This window comes from Cellulomonas sp. P4_D11, assembly GCF_056401915.1.
In genome coordinates this window covers 213,992-229,674 of the sequence record NZ_JBFUIK010000001.1, presented here as the reverse complement: position 1 = coordinate 229,674, position 15,683 = coordinate 213,992, and the positions used below count along the sequence as shown (strand labels likewise).

At 73.9% G+C, this 15,683-nt stretch carries 20 protein-coding genes; 8 read left to right on the top strand and 12 right to left on the bottom strand.

Going from position 1 to position 15,683, the window contains the following annotated elements; genetic code table 11:
• Positions 1 to 15: 15 nt before the first annotated feature.
• The 5 genes from AC1DT4_RS01080 to ybaK form a co-directional block, all read right to left on the bottom strand.
• Positions 16 to 471 carry a hypothetical protein gene (locus AC1DT4_RS01080; protein WP_477087909.1) on the bottom strand — a complete coding sequence of 152 codons (456 nt, stop codon included), beginning with the start codon at positions 469 to 471 and terminating at the stop codon, positions 16 to 18.
• Positions 458 to 652, bottom strand: a complete 195-nt coding sequence (locus tag AC1DT4_RS01075; RefSeq protein WP_477087908.1) for a helix-turn-helix transcriptional regulator — start codon at positions 650 to 652, stop codon at positions 458 to 460. Before AC1DT4_RS01075 ends, AC1DT4_RS01080 begins: the two co-directional genes overlap by 14 nt.
• Entirely contained in the window at positions 649 to 1,455 is an 807-nt protein-coding gene (locus AC1DT4_RS01070) for a CPBP family intramembrane glutamic endopeptidase (RefSeq protein WP_477087907.1), read from the bottom strand. The genes AC1DT4_RS01075 and AC1DT4_RS01070 overlap by 4 nt, the downstream gene beginning before the upstream one ends.
• A 265-nt stretch (positions 1,456 to 1,720) precedes the next feature.
• Positions 1,721 to 2,452 carry a YggS family pyridoxal phosphate-dependent enzyme gene (locus AC1DT4_RS01065; protein ID WP_477087906.1) on the bottom strand — a complete coding sequence of 244 codons (732 nt, stop codon included), beginning with the start codon at positions 2,450 to 2,452 and terminating at the stop codon, positions 1,721 to 1,723.
• A gap of 20 nt (positions 2,453 to 2,472) precedes the next feature.
• A complete protein-coding gene (gene ybaK / locus AC1DT4_RS01060; RefSeq protein ID WP_477087905.1) occupies positions 2,473 to 2,970 on the bottom strand; it encodes a Cys-tRNA(Pro) deacylase in 498 nt (165 codons plus the stop codon).
• Positions 2,971 to 3,042: 72 nt separating this feature from the next.
• On the opposite strand from ybaK, the gene AC1DT4_RS01055 reads away from it, so the two are divergent.
• The gene (locus AC1DT4_RS01055) at positions 3,043 to 3,441 is read left to right on the top strand and encodes a YccF domain-containing protein (protein WP_477087904.1); all 399 of its coding nucleotides are present in this window, start codon (positions 3,043 to 3,045) and stop codon (positions 3,439 to 3,441) included.
• Between the two features lie 3 nt (positions 3,442 to 3,444).
• Here AC1DT4_RS01055 and AC1DT4_RS01050 read toward each other — a convergent pair whose 3' ends face one another.
• Genes AC1DT4_RS01050 through AC1DT4_RS01040 form a run of 3 tightly spaced genes read right to left on the bottom strand, consistent with a single transcriptional unit; the run spans position 3,445 to position 6,726 of the window.
• Positions 3,445 to 3,717 (bottom strand): hypothetical protein, encoded by a 273-nt coding sequence (locus tag AC1DT4_RS01050; RefSeq protein WP_477087903.1) that lies wholly within the window; start codon positions 3,715 to 3,717, stop codon positions 3,445 to 3,447.
• Between the two features lie 42 nt (positions 3,718 to 3,759).
• The gene (locus AC1DT4_RS01045; RefSeq protein WP_477087902.1) at positions 3,760 to 4,152 is read right to left on the bottom strand and encodes an MmcQ/YjbR family DNA-binding protein; all 393 of its coding nucleotides are present in this window, start codon (positions 4,150 to 4,152) and stop codon (positions 3,760 to 3,762) included.
• Between the two features lie 3 nt (positions 4,153 to 4,155).
• Positions 4,156 to 6,726, bottom strand: coding sequence for a DEAD/DEAH box helicase (locus AC1DT4_RS01040; protein WP_477087901.1), 2,571 nt, complete (start codon positions 6,724 to 6,726; stop codon positions 4,156 to 4,158).
• 31 nt (positions 6,727 to 6,757) lie between these two features.
• On the opposite strand from AC1DT4_RS01040, the gene rnhA reads away from it, so the two are divergent.
• Positions 6,758 to 7,234 carry a ribonuclease HI gene (rnhA, locus tag AC1DT4_RS01035; protein ID WP_477087991.1) on the top strand — a complete coding sequence of 159 codons (477 nt, stop codon included), beginning with the start codon at positions 6,758 to 6,760 and terminating at the stop codon, positions 7,232 to 7,234.
• A 38-nt stretch (positions 7,235 to 7,272) separates the two neighbouring features.
• Here rnhA and AC1DT4_RS01030 read toward each other — a convergent pair whose 3' ends face one another.
• On the bottom strand, positions 7,273 to 8,043 hold the full coding sequence (locus tag AC1DT4_RS01030; protein WP_477087900.1) for an MBL fold metallo-hydrolase: 771 nt from the start codon (positions 8,041 to 8,043) through the stop codon (positions 7,273 to 7,275).
• Between the two features lie 84 nt (positions 8,044 to 8,127).
• Here AC1DT4_RS01030 and AC1DT4_RS01025 point away from each other — a divergent pair, with 84 nt between their 5' ends.
• The 5 genes from AC1DT4_RS01025 to AC1DT4_RS01005 all read left to right on the top strand — a co-directional run bounded on the left by AC1DT4_RS01025 (position 8,128) and on the right by AC1DT4_RS01005 (position 12,425).
• The gene (locus AC1DT4_RS01025) at positions 8,128 to 9,006 is read left to right on the top strand and encodes an oxygenase MpaB family protein (RefSeq protein WP_477087899.1); all 879 of its coding nucleotides are present in this window, start codon (positions 8,128 to 8,130) and stop codon (positions 9,004 to 9,006) included.
• Positions 9,003 to 9,737, top strand: a complete 735-nt coding sequence (locus AC1DT4_RS01020; RefSeq protein ID WP_477087898.1) for a glutamine amidotransferase — start codon at positions 9,003 to 9,005, stop codon at positions 9,735 to 9,737. The genes AC1DT4_RS01025 and AC1DT4_RS01020 overlap by 4 nt, the downstream gene beginning before the upstream one ends.
• Positions 9,738 to 9,814: 77 nt before the next feature.
• Positions 9,815 to 11,179, top strand: coding sequence for a ferredoxin reductase family protein (locus AC1DT4_RS01015; protein WP_477087897.1), 1,365 nt, complete (start codon positions 9,815 to 9,817; stop codon positions 11,177 to 11,179).
• Positions 11,176 to 11,688, top strand: a complete 513-nt coding sequence (locus AC1DT4_RS01010; protein WP_477087896.1) for an FMN-binding protein — start codon at positions 11,176 to 11,178, stop codon at positions 11,686 to 11,688. Before AC1DT4_RS01015 ends, AC1DT4_RS01010 begins: the two co-directional genes overlap by 4 nt.
• Positions 11,689 to 11,690: 2 nt before the next feature.
• Complete coding sequence (locus AC1DT4_RS01005; RefSeq protein WP_477087895.1) at positions 11,691 to 12,425, top strand: FAD:protein FMN transferase; 735 nt, start codon at positions 11,691 to 11,693, stop codon at positions 12,423 to 12,425.
• On the opposite strand, the gene AC1DT4_RS01000 is transcribed toward AC1DT4_RS01005, so the two are convergent.
• The 3 genes from AC1DT4_RS01000 to AC1DT4_RS00990 are packed head-to-tail and all read right to left on the bottom strand — an operon-like array spanning position 12,397 to position 15,227.
• Positions 12,397 to 13,638 carry a sensor histidine kinase gene (locus AC1DT4_RS01000; RefSeq protein WP_477087894.1) on the bottom strand — a complete coding sequence of 414 codons (1,242 nt, stop codon included), beginning with the start codon at positions 13,636 to 13,638 and terminating at the stop codon, positions 12,397 to 12,399. The genes AC1DT4_RS01005 and AC1DT4_RS01000 overlap by 29 nt on opposite strands.
• Entirely contained in the window at positions 13,635 to 14,300 is a 666-nt protein-coding gene (locus AC1DT4_RS00995; RefSeq protein WP_477087893.1) for a response regulator transcription factor, read from the bottom strand. The genes AC1DT4_RS01000 and AC1DT4_RS00995 overlap by 4 nt, the downstream gene beginning before the upstream one ends.
• Positions 14,301 to 14,357: 57 nt before the next feature.
• Positions 14,358 to 15,227 carry a 3-methyladenine DNA glycosylase gene (locus tag AC1DT4_RS00990; protein ID WP_477087892.1) on the bottom strand — a complete coding sequence of 290 codons (870 nt, stop codon included), beginning with the start codon at positions 15,225 to 15,227 and terminating at the stop codon, positions 14,358 to 14,360.
• Positions 15,228 to 15,261: 34 nt separating this feature from the next.
• Here AC1DT4_RS00990 and AC1DT4_RS00985 point away from each other — a divergent pair, with 34 nt between their 5' ends.
• Positions 15,262 to 15,648, top strand: coding sequence for a DUF1304 domain-containing protein (locus tag AC1DT4_RS00985; RefSeq protein ID WP_477087891.1), 387 nt, complete (start codon positions 15,262 to 15,264; stop codon positions 15,646 to 15,648).
• Positions 15,649 to 15,683 lie beyond the last annotated feature (35 nt).

Sequence of the window (15,683 nt, the reverse complement as noted above, 5' to 3'; positions counted from 1 at the left end):
GGGCACATCCTCTCGTCAGAGTCGGCGGGAGAGCACCAGGAACGCCGTGACGAGGACGACGAGGAGCGCGGCCTCGATGGCGCCGATCACGGTCGACCCGTCGGCACCGAGCGCCACTGCCGCGAGGCCGAGCGCGTTGGCGAGGAACGCGGCCAGGCCCACCCAGGCGAGCGAGGCCGTGAGGATCGTCCGGTCGCGCTCGTCGGCGGTCCCCAGGACGGTGCGGCCGAAGCCCCCGTCGGCGGACGGTCCCCGGCGCCGCGCGCGCCACCGCACCACGGCGGCGAGCGCGATCACGGCGACGCCGCCGACGAGCGCGCCCGCGGCGGTGTCGCTCTGGCCGGCCAGCGTGAACACCAGCCAGAGCACGCCCACGGCGACGAGCCCGCACGCGCAGGCGACCAGGAACCGGCGGTCGGACAGCGTCCGCTGTGGCGTCCGTCGGGTGCTCTCGGGCTCAGACGTCGTCATGGAAGATCTCCTCGATCGTGGTGCGGAAGTAGCGGGCCACGGCGAACGCCAGCGGCAGGGAGGGGTCGTAGCGGCCGTTCTCGAGCGAGTTGACGGTCTGCCGTGAGACGGCGAGCGCCTCGGCGAGCGCGGCCTGGGAGAGGCCGGCCTCCTCGCGCAGCCGACGGATGTCGTTCCTCATCGGGAGCCGACGGACACGGGCGACGCGACGGCGGGGGCGCGGGTCAGCAGCGGCCGGAGGTCGACCAGCAGGTGCAGGACGATCGGCAGCAGCAGGCTGCCCGTCGCGAGGTACAGCTGGGCGAACACGGCGCCGAGCGCGCCCGTGGCCACCATGCCGAGGCGCCCCTGGTACCAGTGGGCGAGCCCGAAGAGCGCCGCGGCGACGGCGACGACCGCGCCGTGACCCAGTGCCGGCAGGCCCACGGCCAGGGCGAGCACGAGCAGCCCGCGGTACGTGATCTCCTCGGTCACGCCGGCGGAGAGGGCGAGGCCGGCCCAGCCGCGGCGGGCCGCCGGGGAGGTCGGGAGCATGACCTCGACGGTGGCGACCGTCGGACGGTGCCCGGCCGCGGACCGTCGCAGGATCAGTGCGAGAGCGCCGGCCGACAGCGCCAGCCCGACCGCGGCACCTACCAGCATGGCCACGGCGTCGTCGGAGGCACCGCCCGGGACCAGGCGGCCGAGGTCGGGCAGGCGGAGCCCCAGGTCAGCGATGCCGACGCCCGGCAGCGCGAGCACCAGGGCGATCGCGGTCGCTCCCGCGAGCCAGCCCTGCCACGTCCAGCTCCGGTAGAAGCGCCGCCGCACCACGTCCCGCGCAGCATCGTCCGCGGCGGCGTCGAGGTCGCCGACGAGCCGCCGGTGCTGGCGTCGACCGAGCAGCGGGTCGAGGGCGACGAGCGTCGCCGCCGCGAGCACGAGGACAGCCGCGGTCACCGCGGGGACGTCCAGGGTGTGCAGGGTGTCGAGCGTGTCCGTCACGAGCCGCGCCTCCGTCGTCGTCAGGTGTCAAGGGTGCTTGACGTGACAAGCGTGCTTGACATTGGCGACCGTGTCAAGCGAACTTGTCACCCCGGGACGTATCAGGCGACCGGCCGCGTGCTCCTGACCCGCGACGAAGGAGAGACATGGACCTCGATCTGGACCGCCAGCTGCGCCGCCTCACCGTGCTGCACGCCCGCGAGCTCGCGAGCACCCGGCGTCGTGCCTCCGTCCGGACCGCGCAGGTGGTGCTGCTGCGCGGCGGTCACGTCGGGCGCGCGCCGAAGACCGCGCTCCCGACCCGCACCAGCGTGGCGCCCTCGGCGATCGCGAGCTCGAGGTCCCCGCTCATCCCCATGGACAGCTCCGTCGCCGTCTGAGTCCCCGCCGCGACGATCTCGTCCCGCAGCGACCGCAGCAGCGCGTAGCCGGCCCGGACCACGCCGTCGTCGTCGGACCGCGCGCCCACGGTCATCAGACCCGCCACGCGCAGCCTGGGCAGTGCCGCGACCCCGTGCGCGAGCGCGACGGCGTCGCCCGGCGCCACGCCGTGCTTCGACTCCTCGCCCGACACGTTCACCTGGAGATGGACGTCGAGCGGGTCGGTCGCGCGCGCCGACAGCCGCTCCGCCAGGTCAAGCGAGGCCACCGACTCGATGCACGACGCCCAGCGCAGGGCGGCGTTGACCTTGTTGGACTGCAGCGGCCCGATGAGGTGGAGACCCGCCAGCCCGGCGAGCTCCGGACCCTTGGCGACGAGCTCCTGCACCCTGTTCTCGCCGACCAGCACCGCGGTCAGCGTCGGGTCGGCGGCGCGGGCCTCGCGGTCCGCGTCGAGCGCGGCCCGCACCAGCGACGCGGGCTGCGTCTTGGTCGCCAGGAGCAGCCGGACGTCGTGCGGGTCGCGGCCGGCCACGGACGCGGCGGAGGCCACCCGCCGCCGCACGTCCGCCAGCCGGCCGGCGAGGGTGAGCCGGTCAGCCGCGTCGTCGCCCATGCCGCAGAACCTACCGGCGGTCAGCTCCGCGCGATGTCCGCGACCGTCGCCGCGGTGAGCCGGACCAGGTCGTCGGGCGCGAGCTCGACGTCGAGGCCGCGGCGTCCGCCGGAGACCAGGACGGTGTCGAACAGCCAGGCGGTCTCGTCCACGACGGTCGGGTGCGCCGTGCGCTGGCCCAGCGGCGAGATGCCGCCGACCACGTACCCGGTCGCGCGCTCCGCCTCGGGCTTCGCGGCCATGGACGCCTTCTTGCCGCCGACCGCGTGCGCGAGCGCCTTGAGGTCCAGCTGACCGGTGACCGGCACGACCGCGACCGTGAGCGTGCCGTCCACCACGGTCATGAGCGTCTTGAACACCTGCTCGGCCGGCACGCCGAGCGCGGCGGCGGCCTCGAGCCCGTACCCGAGGGTGCTCGCGGGGTCGTGCTCGTACGCGTGCGCCGTGTGCGGCACGCCCGCCGCCGTCAGTGCGACGAGCGCCTGGGTGCCGGTGGGGGCATGCTCCTTCTTCGCCACGCAACCACCCTAGGGGCCGGTCAGGGTGGTCCCGGATATCGCCCGCGGTCGCGCAGGGTGCACGCTGGCGTCGTGAAGACCCTGCTGAACCTCATCTGGCTCGTGCTCGCCGGGCTCTGGCTCGCCCTCGGCTACGTGGTCGCCGGGATCATCTGCTGCATCCTCATCATCACGATCCCGTTCGGCATCGCGTCGTTCCGGATGGCGAGCTACGCGCTGTGGCCGTTCGGGCGCACGGTCGTCGACAAGCCGACGGCAGGCGCGTTCTCGGTGATCGGCAACATCATCTGGGTGATCGTCGCGGGCTGGTGGCTGGCGCTCGGGCACATCGTCACCGGCATCGCGCAGGCGATCACGATCATCGGCATCCCGCTGGCGCTGGCGAACTGGAAGATGGTGCCCATCTCGCTGTTCCCGCTGGGCAAGCAGATCGTGCCGTCCGACCGCATGATGGCGGCCTACGGGCACTGAGGCCTACTGGCCGAGGACGAAGATCGCGACGAGGAAGATCAGCGTCCCGGCCGCGACGCCCGAGCCCGCGGCGAACCAGGTGGCGGGGTTCTTGCCGCGAGCCTGGAGCACCATCGCGGTGACGACCAGGACCACGGCGACCACGAGCGCGAGCAGGTTCTGCAGCAGGAACGACGACGCGAGCGCTGCGACCAGGCAGATGAGGAAGACGAAGCGCGGCGACCGGGTCCGCCGCGCGGGCGGCTCGGTCGTCTGGTCCTGCGGGTCTGTCGCCATGCGCGAACGGTAACGCGCCCACCGGGCCGGCCGGGTGCCGTCTCAGGCGGGACCGTCGGGATGCTCCGCGAGCCACCGGGCGGCCAGCCGCTTCGGCGCCTGCGCCAGCCACGCCTCCGTCAGCAGGTCGCGCAGCTCGGGCACGTCGATGACGTCGAGGCGCACGAGGATCGCCGGGTAGCCGTGGAAGTGCGGCGTCGTGAAGTAGACGTCCGGCAGCCGGGCGATCAGCTCGTCCTTGGCCTCCAGGCCGGGCACGCGCGCGCACAGGATCGGGCCCCGCGGTGCCGACGAGCCGAGCGCCTCGAGATCCTTCGCGCGCAGCGGCCGGTCCCAGGCGAGCGGCTTGCCACGCACGCCCCAGCCCGGCCCCGGCCCCTCGGAGGTCTCGGGCAGGTCCGCGACCTCGCGCCGCACGTCGTCCCACGTGGCCATGGTTCAGCCTGCCAGATCCCCCAGCGGACCCACGGCGGTGATCCGGAGCTGGACCTCGCCGGTCTCGTCCGAGCCCGCGAGGTCGACGACCGCGTCGATGCGCCAGTCGTGGTCGTCCTCGGGGTCGTCGAGCAGCTGGCGGACCTGCCACGTGCCGCGGCCGGGGGTGACCTGGAACAGCGCCGGCCCGCGGGCCGGTGCGCCCGTGAGGATCTCGTCGTGGTCGTCGTAGAAGGGGTCCAGCGCGGCCCGCCAGCGGTCGGCGTCCCACGGGACGTCGTCGGTGTCGACGTCGCCCAGCTGCGCGAGGCCGCCGTAGAACTCGCGCGCGGCCAGCTCGACCCGGCGGAACAGGGCGCCGCGGACCAGGGCGCGGAACACGCGCGGGTTGGCGGTGATCGGCTCGGGGACGTCCTCGTCGATGCCGCCGGGGGCGTCGGCGCCGTGCTCGTCCAGCGGGTTGCTGAGCCGCTCCCACTCGTCGAGCAGGCTGGAGTCCGTGCGGCGCACGAGGTCGCCCAGCCACTCGATGATCTCCCACAGCTCCTCGGTGCGGGCCTCCTCGGGAACCGTCTGGCGCAGGGCCCGGTAGGCGTCGGCGAGGTACCGCAGCAGCACGCCCTCGGTGCGGTCGAGCTGGTAGTAGGCGACGTACTCGGCGAAGCTCATCGCGCGCTCGTGCATGTCCCGGACCACGGACTTGGGGGACAGGGCGAGGTCCGCGACCCACGGGTTCGTCTGGCGGTAGGTGGCGAACATGGCCTCGAGGAGCTCCGCGAGGGGCTTCGGGTAGCCGACGTCCTCGAGCAGGGCCATCCGCTGGTCGTACTCGAGCCCGTCGGCCTTCATCTGCGCGACGGCCTCGCCCCGCGCGCGGTTCTCCTGCGCGGCGAGCACCTGACGGGGGTCGTCGAGGGTGGCCTCGATGACCGAGACGACGTCGTGCGCGTAGGCGGGGTCGTCGCGGTCGAGGAGGTCGAGGGCGGCGTACGCGAACGGCGACAGGGCCTGGTTGAGCGCGAAGTTCGGCGCCAGCTCGGCGGTGAGCCGCACGGCCCGGCGCCGGCCGTGGGGAGCGGTCGGGTCCTCGACCCACGGGCGCTCGATCACGCCGGCCGCGCGCAGCGAGCGGTAGACGGCGATGGCCCGGCGGACGTGCTTGCCCTGCGCCCCCGGCGGCTCGTGGTTGTCCGTGAGCAGCTTCGTCATGGCGGCGACCGAGTCGATTCCGTTCGCCTGCCGGGCCAGCACGTTGAGCACCATGGCATGCGAGACGGCGAAGCTGCTGGTCAGCGGCTCGGGCGAGGCGTCGCGAAGCCGTTCGAACGTGCTGTCCGTCCAGTTGACCTGGCCCTCCGGGGCCTTCTTGCGGACGATCTTCCTGAGCTTGCGGGGGTCGTCGCCCGCCTTCTCGAGCAGCTTGCGGTTCTCGATCACGTGCTCAGGCGCCAGGACGATGACCTCGCCGACGGTGTCGAAGCCGGCCCGCCCGGCGCGCCCGGCGATCTGGTGGAACTCGCGCGCGGACAGGTGCCGCATCCGGACGCCGTCGTACTTGACCAGGCTGGTGAGCAGCACGGTCCGGATGGGCACGTTGATCCCGACGCCGAGGGTGTCCGTGCCGCAGACGACCGGCAGCAGACCCTTCTGGGTCAGCCGCTCGACCACCCGCCGGTACTTGGGGAGCATCCCCGCGTGGTGCACGCCGACCCCGTGCCGGAGCAGACGGTTGAGGGTGCGCCCGAACCCGGGACCGAAGCGGAACCCCGCGATCTCGTCGGCGATCCGGTCGCGCTGCTCGCGGCTGGCCAGCGGCGTCGACAGGAGGGACTGCGCCCGCTCGACGGCCTCCTTCTGCGTGAAGTGCACGACGTACACGGGGGCGCGGCGTGTCTTGACCAGCTCGTCGAGCAGCTCGTGCAGCGGCTCGATCGCGTAGCTGAACGTCAGGGGCACGGGCCGCTCGGCGTTGGCGATGACGGCGACGGGCTGGTGGGTCCGACGCGTGAGGTCCTCGGCGAAGAACCCGACCTCGCCCAGCGTCGCGGACATGAGCACGAACTGGACCCTGGTGAGCTCCAGCAGCGGCACCTGCCACGCCCAGCCGCGCTGCGGGTCGGCGTAGAAGTGGAACTCGTCCATGACGACCTGGCCCACGTCGGCGTCGTCGCCGTCGCGCAGGGCTACGTTGGCCAGGATCTCGGCGGTGCAGCAGATGATCGGGGCGCCCGGGTTCACCGCGGAGTCGCCGGTCATCATGCCGACGTTGGCCGACCCGAACGCCTCGACCAGGGCGAAGAACTTCTCGCTGACCAGCGCCTTCAGGGGCGCCGTGTAGTACGTCCGGCGCCCCTGGGCCAGGGCGACGAAGTGTGCGGCGACCGCGACGAGCGACTTGCCCGAGCCCGTCGGCGTGGACAGGATCACGTGCGCGCCGGTCACCAGCTCCAGCAGGGCCTCGTCCTGGTGCGGGTAGAGGGTCAGGCCCTGGTCGCCGGCCCAGCCCGTGAACGCCTCGTACAGCGCGTCGGGGTCCGTGGGATCGGCGGGGATGCGGTCGGCCAAGGTGCTCATGGTGCGTGCATGGTCCCACGCCGCCGTGACCATGGCGTGGCCCTATGGTGTGGCCGTGAGCGACCGACCGACCGTGGAGATGTGGACCGACGGCGCGTGCAAGGGCAACCCGGGGGTCGGCGGCTGGGGCGCGTGGATGCGGTACGGCGAGCACGAGCGCGAGCTCTTCGGCGGCGAGCCGCTGACCACCAACAACCGCATGGAGCTCACCGCGGTCATCGAGGGCCTCCGGGCGCTGACCCGGCCGTGCGACGTGACGCTGCACGTCGACTCGCAGTACGTGATGAACGGCGTGACCAAGTGGATCGCCGGCTGGAAGCGCAACGGCTGGCGGACTGGGGACAAGAAGCCGGTGAAAAATCAGGAGCTCTGGGAGGCCCTCGACGCCGAGGTCGCGCGGCACACGGTCACCTGGGTCTGGGTGAAGGGCCACGCGGGAGACCCGGGCAACGAGCGGGCCGACCAGCTGGCCAACCGCGGCGTCGAGATGGTCCGGGCCGGGGCCTGACGTCAGCTCCAGCGCCAGGACGCGCGGAGATCACCTGATCAGCCGACCTCCGTCGGCCGACCGATCTCCAGCCAGCGGACCTCCGCATGCGTGGCCGCCAGTGCGGGCTCGATCTCGGACCGGCCCTGCCGGAAGTGCGACCAGCCCTCGTAGTGCACCGGGACAACCACGCGCGGCTTCAGCAGGTTGACCATCTCGACGCCCTCGCGCGCGCTGAACGTGAACCGGACCGGCCCGGTGACCCCGAACTGGACCGCGCCGAGGTGCAGCACGGCCACGTCGACGGTCAGCCGGCGCGCGACCTCGCGCAGACCCTCGAACATGACGGTGTCGCCGGAGACCCACACGGCCACCTCGTCGGCACCCGACCGCCGGACCGCGAACCCCGTGACGTCGCCGACGATGGACCGGGTGAGGGGCGGTCCGTGGCGGCCGGGGGTGGCGGTCACGGTGAGCGACGGGCGCTCGCCGTCCTCGAGGGTCGTGGTGCGCCACGGCTCGAGCCCGACGGCGTTGCCGCCCAGGCGTCGGGCGGCCGGGACGGTGGTCAGGACCGTGCCGACGGACGGCAGGAGCGCCCGGCCGGCGTCGTCGAGGTTGTCCGCGTGCTGGTCGTGGGTGAGCAGGACCGCGTCGATCGGGCCGACGTCTGCCAGGCCCACCGACGGTCCCGCGACCTTGGTGCCGTGGGTGCCCCAGCCGAACGAGTACCCGCGCCCGGGCGCCTCGAACGTGGGGTCGGTGAGCAGCCGCCAGCCGTCGATCTCGATCAGCACGGTCGGTCCGCCGATGTGGGTCAGGGTCGTCATGGTCGCCAGCATGGCCCGCAGGGCGCGTCCAGCACAGGGTCGACCTACCATCGGACAGGCAGGGAGCGCCGAACGGGAGGACCCATGGTGCAGAGCCTCGCCGCGATGCGGGACAGAGCGGGCACGAGCCTGTTCCTGCGCGTCGCCGGTCCGGACGGGCTGGCCAGCCGCGAGCGGATCCACGGCACGCCCGGGCCCCGCTGGTACCCGCCCGGCTCGGCCATCCGGACCGTGCACGGCGACGCGTCGATGTTCGTCGGAGGCATGCGGGCGCTGCTGCTGCAGTCGCTGCACCCGGCCGCGATGGCCGCGGTCGCCGCGCACTCCGGCTACCGCGGCGACCCGTGGGGCAGGCTCGCGCGGACCAGCACCTTCTTGGCCGTGACCACGTTCGGCACCATCGACGACGCGACCGCGGCGATCGACCGGGTCCGCTGGGTGCACGAGCGCATCCGTGGAGTCACCGACGCCGGCCTCGAGTACTTCGCGGGCGACCCGACGCTGCTGCGCTGGGTGCACGTGGCCGAGGTCGACAGCTTCCTGCGGACACATCGCGCCTACGGCCAGCGGCCGCTCGACGCGGCGGGTGCCGACGAGTACGTCGCGCAGGCGGCGGGCGTCGCGATCGCGCTCGGCGCGGAGCGGGTGCCGGAGTCGGTGGCCGAGCTGGCGAAGGCGCTGGCCGAGTTCCGGCCCGAGCTCGGACCATCGACCGCCGCGCGCGAGGCCGCCGACTTCCTGCTGCACGAGCCGCCCGTCCCGCGGACCCTGCGGCCCGGCTACACGTTGCTCGCGCGCGCGGCCGTCGCCTCGATGCCGCCGTGGTCGTTCGAGCTCCTCGGGCTGCGCCGCCCCGGCCGCGCCGGGGCCGCCGCCGCGCGGGCGGGTGGGGCGGTGGCGACCCGCTCGATCCGGTGGATGCTGGGTCCGGACGACGCCAGCCGGGTGTCCGTGGCGCGATGACCCGGTTCCTGCTCCTGAGCTCGCGCGCCGAGGACGTCGCCGCCGACGGGGAGCACGCGGCGTTCCTGCGGTTCGGCGGCCTGCGGGCGGACGAGCTGGAGCAGGTCCGCATGGAGGCGGCGCCGTTCCTGCCCGTCGACCTCGACCGGTACGACGGCATCATCGTCGGCGGCAGCCCGTACGACGCGAGCAAGCCCGAGGAGGAGAAGTCGGCGGTGCAGCGCCGCGTGGAGGCCGAGGTGTCGAGGCTGCTCGACGACGTCGTCGACCGCGACCTGCCGTTCCTGGGCGCCTGCTACGGCGTGGGCACGCTGGGCGTGCACCAGGGTGCGGTGATCGACGGCACGTACGCCGAGCCGATCGGCGCGGTGACGATCACGCTCACCGACGCGGGCCGCGCGGACCCGCTGCTCGCCGCGCTGCCCGAGTCCTTCGACGCGTTCGTCGGGCACAAGGAGGCGTGCCGGGTGCTGCCGGCCGACGCGGTCCTGCTCGCCTCGTCGCCGACCTGCCCCGTCCAGATGTTCCGCGTGCGCGAGAACCTGTACGCCACGCAGTTCCACCCCGAGCTCGACCTGGCCGGCATCGTCACGCGGATCGGGGTCTACCGCGACTACGGCTACTACCGGCCGGGGGAGTACGACGAGGTGATTGCGCGGGTCCGAGCGGCCGACGTCTGGGCACCGCCGCTGATCCTCGAGGCCTTCGTGCGGCGGTACGCGCACCGCTGAACGCGCTCCCGGCCCGCACAGCGGGCTGACAGGAAGCTCGGAGAAATCTCTGAGATCGCGCCGCCAGGATCTGTGACATGGCCACGACCACCTGGGAAGCACCGGCGATCGCACCGATCGCCGCACCGGCGCCCGTCCGCGCACGGGGCGGGGTCCTGCCCGTGCTGTGGCTCGGCGTGGTCGCCGTGCTGCTGTTCTGGTGGACCGGGACGGATGCGACGGCCGGGGCGACACCGGGCGGGGCGCTGACGGCGCTCGGAGAGCTGGCCGGGCTGCTCGCGTCCTACCTCGTCTGCGCACAGCTGCTCCTGGTCGGCCGCGTCCCGTGGTTCGAGCGGGCGGTCGGCTTCGACCGGCTGGTCGCCTGGCACCGCTCGCTCGGCACGTCTGTCGTCCTGCTGGTGCTCACGCACGTCGCGCTGATGATCGTCGGGGGCGCGCTGCTCGACGGCGTGACGGTGTGGTCCGAGGTGCCGAGCGTGCTTGCCCGGCAGCCGTACCTGTGGCCGGCGCTGATCGGGACGGTCCTGTTCGTCGCCGTCGGAGCGTCCAGCGCCCGGCTGGCCCGCCAGAAGCTCTCCTACGAGGTCTGGTTCGCGGTCCACCTCACGATCTACGTCGGGGTGTTCCTCGCGTTCGCCCACCAGGTGGCCGGCGGCGCCCACTTCGTCGACTCGCCCGTCGCGCGGGGGCTCTGGATCCTGCTGTACGCCGGGACCGCCGCGGCGTTGCTGACCTGGCGGGTCGCGTTGCCGCTCCTGGCGCACCGTCGGTTGGCGCTGCGGGTCTCGGCCGTCGTGCCCGAGGGGCGCGGGCTGGCCAGCCTGTGGCTGGAGGGGCGCGGGGTGGCGTCCCTCGGCGCGCGCGGCGGTCAGTTCTTCCTGCTGCGGTTCCTCACGCCGGGACACCGCGCGACCGCCCACCCGTACTCGCTGTCGATGGTGCCCACCGGGGACCACCTGCGGTTCACGATCGGCGCCCTGGGGGACCACTCGTCGGCGGTCGCACAGCTCGCGCCCGGCACCCGCGTGCAGGTCGAGGGGCCGTTCGGGCGCTTCACCGCGGACCGCGCCACCACCCGCAAGGCCCTCCTGGTCGCCGGCGGTGCGGGCGTCGGGCCCGTGCGCGCGCTCGCGGAGGACCTGCTCGTCCAGGGGCACCAGCTCGTCGTCGTCCACCGGGCGCACGACACCGCCGGGCTGGCGCTGGCCGCCGAGTTCACGCCGTCCCCGGGCCTGCAGTACGTGCCCGTCCCCGGTCGGCGTGCCCAGCTCGGTTACGACCCGCTCGACGCGCCGCACCTGCGCGCGCTCGTGCCCGACATCGCCTCGCGCGACGTCTTCGTCTGCGGTCCGCCGGCCATGACGGACGCCGTCGTGCGCTCGGCCAGGGCGCTGGGCGTGCCGCGCACAGCCATCCACCGAGAGGAGATCGAGTCATGACGACGCGCTGGCGGGGAACCCTGATCTACACCGGGGCCGTGGCCGCGATGGGGGCGGCGGGGTTCGCCAAGTTCACCGTCCTCGCGCCGCCGGCCACCGCCTCGGGCGCCGACACGTCGACGTCGCCGTCCTCGTCCTCGTCCTCGGACGCCGGCGCCTCGTCGGGATCGTCGACCTCCGACGCGGCGTCGGGCGCGACCAGCACCGACTCCGGCGCGGCGACGACCACCAACGACACCGTGACGGTCGTCGGCTCGTCGGTGCAGACCCGGTACGGACCCGTCCAGGTGTCGGTGACGTTCACCGCGGGCCAGATCACCGACGTCCAGACCCTGCAGTCGCCGTCGGACCACCGCGAGAGCGTGCAGATCAACGCCCGCGCGACGCCGATCCTCGCCCAGGAGGTGATCGCCGCCCAGTCGGCGCAGATCGACACGGTCTCGGGCGCCACCTACACGTCGGAGGCCTACGCCGAGTCGGTGCAGGCCGCCATCGACCAGGCGGGCTGACCGTGCGCCACCTGGAGCTGGTGATGGGCGTCCCGATGTCCGTGGACGTGCGCCACGGCGACGACGCGCTCGTGCGGGACGCCGTGCGCGCGGCCTTCGACCACATGCACGACGCCGACCGACGGTTCAGCCGGTTTCGCCCCGACAGCGAGGTGAGCAGCTACGACCGCGGTGAGTGTGCCGAACCGAGCGCCGACCTGCGCGAGGTGCTCGGCATCGCCGCTCGCTACGAGGCGGCGTCCGGCGGCGCGTTCCGGGTGCGCCGGCCGGACGGCTCGCTCGACACGGACGGCGTGGTCAAGGGCTGGGCGGCCCAGCGTGCGGCGGACACGCTGATTGCCGCCGGGCTGACCACGTTCTGCCTCAACGCGGGCGGCGACGTCGTCGTGCGCGGCGAGCCGGAGCCCGGGAGGGGCTGGAACGTCGGCGTGCGCGACCCCGGCGACCCGCACGCGTTCCTCACGGTCCTCGAGGTGCGGGACGGGGCCGTCGCGACGTCCGGCACGTACGAGCGCGGCGAGCACGTCTGGGACGGCCGCACGGGTGAGCCGGCGACGGGGCTGCTCGCCGCGACCGTGGTCGCGGCGGACCTCACCACCGCCGACGTCCTGGCCACCTGCGTCCTCGCGCTCGGGGTCGAGGGGGTCGCCTGGGCGTACGACCACGGCGCCGCCGCGGTCGTCGCCGTCCGCGCCGACGGCGAGGTGCTCACAGGGCTGCAGGCAGCTCCAGCGTGATGACCGCGCCGGGACGGCCGTCGTCGCGCGACGCCGCCGACACCGTGCCGCCGTGCTGCGCCGCGACCTCGGCGACGAGGGCCAGACCGATGCCGTAGTGCCGACGGACGCTCTCGGCCCCGCCCGGGGTCGACGCGGCGCCCCGGTGCGAGGCGAACCGCTGGAACAGGCGCTCGCCCTCGGGGAGCCCGGGCCCGTCGTCCCGCACCTGCACCACCACGCGCCCGTCACGGGCCAGCACGACGACGTCGACCGTCGTGGTCGCGTGGTCGATGGCGTTGTCGACCAACGCGGTCACCGCGCGGCGCAGCGCGACCGGCGAGGCGAGCGCGAGCGCGGCCGGGTCGCCGTCCCGTGCGAGCTGGATCCCGCGCTGGAGCGCGGTCGCCCGGGCGGCCTCGACCACCTCCTGGGCGAGAGCGACGGCCTCGACGGGAACCGCGTCGACCGATCGCGCGTCGGCCGCGAGCAGCATGTCGTCGAGGACCGCCGTGAGCGACGCCGCATCGGCGAGCAGCCCGTCGACGTCGTGCTGGACCCGCTCGGGCGACGCGCCGCCCCAGTCCGCGCTCATGTGCCGGTCCAGCAGCTGGGCCCGGGTCGCGAGCAGGGTGAGCGGGGTGCGGAGCTCGTGGCTCGCGTCGGCGACGAACCGCCGCTGCAGGTCGAGCGCGGCCACCATCGGCTCGACGGCCCGGCGGGTCAGCCACACGGCGCCCAGTCCGGCGAGCACGACACCGAGGGCGCCCGCGACCAGCAGCGCCACCAGGAGCCTCGCCAGCTCCTCGCGCGACTCGGCGGGGTCCAGCGCCGCTTGCACGACGGTCTGGTCGTGGCGGCCGGTGAGCACCCGGACCGTGCCCGCGTCGGTCGGTGCCGTGGTCCACATATCCTCGCCGGTCTGGGCGACCTGGCGCATCACGTCGAGGTCCGGGAGGCCGTCCGGCAGGTCGTCCGAGGTGGACAGTCCGCGTGGCGACGCAACGGCGACCCACATGCCGGGCGGGGCGTCGTGGGCGTCGTCGATCGAGTGCACGGCACCCTCGAGCCGGGACGTCGCCGACTCGGCCTGGGCGCGGGCGACCACGAGGAGCACCGCCGCCCCGACGACGACCAGGCACCCGAGGACCAGGAGCGCCGTCTGCACGCCGAGGCGACGTGCGGTGCGTCGCAGGGCGTCGCGCTCGGCCCCGGTGGCGGTCTCGGTGCTCACCCAGCCCCCAGCCGGTACCCCGCGCCCCGGACGGTCGCGATGCTCGCGCGGCCGAGCTTGCGGCGCACGTAGTACACGTAGGTGTCGACGACGCCACCGTCCTCGGCCTCGGCGAACACCCGGTCCAGGATCTCCGCGCGCGTGAACACCTGCCGGGGGTGCCGGGCGAGCAGCTCGAGCAGCGAGCACTCGCGCTCCGACAGGTCGACGAGCTCGCCGGAGGTGAGCGTGACCTGGCGCGTACCCACGTCGAGCGTCCCCGCCGGGACGGGCAGGCTCGCCGCGTGCTCGTACCGTCGTCGCCGGAGCGCGCGGAGCCGCGCCGCGAGCTCGTCGACGTCGAACGGCTTGCTCATGTAGTCCTCGGCGCCCGCATCCAGCCCGGCCACCCGGTCGGCGGGGTTGCCGAGCGCCGACAGCACCAGCGCCGGCGTGACCACACCCTTCGACCGCAGCCGGCCCAGCAGGTCGAGGCCCTCGATGGCGGGCAGCCCCCGGTCGAGCACGATGACGTCGTAGGTGCGGGTCAGGCCGAGGTGCAGCCCGCGCTGCCCGTCCCGGGCGACGTCGACCTGGTACCCCTCGCCCACCAGGATCTGCTCGAGCATCGAGGCGAGCTGCCGGTCGTCCTCGACGAGGAGCAGCTGCGCGGGGTCCGGCATCGCGTGCTCCTTCGTGGTCGAGTCCTCGCATCGTACGGTCGACGCGGCCGCCGACAGTCAGGCGAGCACGGCGTCGCAGACGTCGACCAGCCGCGCGCGCAGGACGTTCCCGCGCTCGGTGAACCCACGCTGCCGCGCGACGTACTCGGCCTTGCCGTCGGGCGTCTCGATGGCGACGGGATCGAGCCCGTACGTGGTCACGTCGTAGGGAGACGCCTGCATGTCGAGCGTCCGGATGTCGCGGGCCAGCGCGAAGCAGTCGAGCAGCAGGTCGCCGGGCACCGCCGGCCCGAGCTTGCTGGCCCACTTGTAGACGTCCATGCCGGCGTGCAGGCAGCCCGGCTGCTCCATCGCGGTCATGGACTCGCGCGTCGGCCGCAGGGTGTTGAGCTCGACCGCCTCGGGCGTGAAGAACCGGTACGCGTCGAAGTGCGAGCAGCGGATGCGGTGGGTCTCGACGACGGTGTCCGTGCCCGCGCGGCCCAGGCGCAGGGGGAGCGGGTGGCGGTGCTCGTCGTCGGTCTCGCGGTAGACCATCGCCCACTCGTGCAGGCCGAAGCACCCCGTGAACGCCGGACGCCCGAGCGTGGCCGTGAGCAGGCCGCGGACGAACCGCACGGCGTCACCGCGCTCGGCGACGAACGCCTCGGCGTCCAGGGCGACGACGCCGCCCGTCTCCCGGTACCAGCGCCACGCTGCGTGCGGCGCGGGCGACTCCAGACCGACGCCGACCCCGGGGTGCCAGCGTCGCAGCGCGGCGGGCGACACCGGGTAGTACTCGAACAGGAAGTCCTCGATCGCGTGCTTCTGCTGGCGGGAGCGTCGCTCGCGGCGCGCGGCCGTGAAGGCGTCGGCACGCTCGGCGTGCGCGGCCGCGAGCGACGGCCAGGTCGCGGCGTCGAGCACGGGGGGAGCGGTCACGGTCACCCGTCAAGGGTAGGCGGCCTGCCAGACTGCCCTCGTGGTCATCCTCGCGTCCGTCTTCGCCGTGCTCGCCGCCCTCCTGCACGCCCTGTTCTTCGCCTACGAGTCGATCCTGTTCGAGCGACCCGACGTGCACGCGCGGTTCCAGACGCGCACGCAGGACGTCCCGGCGGTGAAGCCGTGGGCGTACAACCAGGGCTTCTACAACCTGTTCCTGGCCGTCGGCGCCCTGGTCGGGGCGGTCCTGGCGCTCGCGGGCCAGGAGACGGTCGGGCTGGCGCTGATCCTGCTGGCCTGCGGCTCGATGCTCGCCGCGGCGCTCGTGCTCGTCGCCACGAACCGCAGCATGGCCCGCGCCGCGGCCACGCAGGGCACGTTCCCGTTGCTCGCCGTGGTGTTCGCGGTGGTCGCGCTCCTCGCCTAGAAACCTCAACCCCAACGCCGCAGCGGTCGACAGGC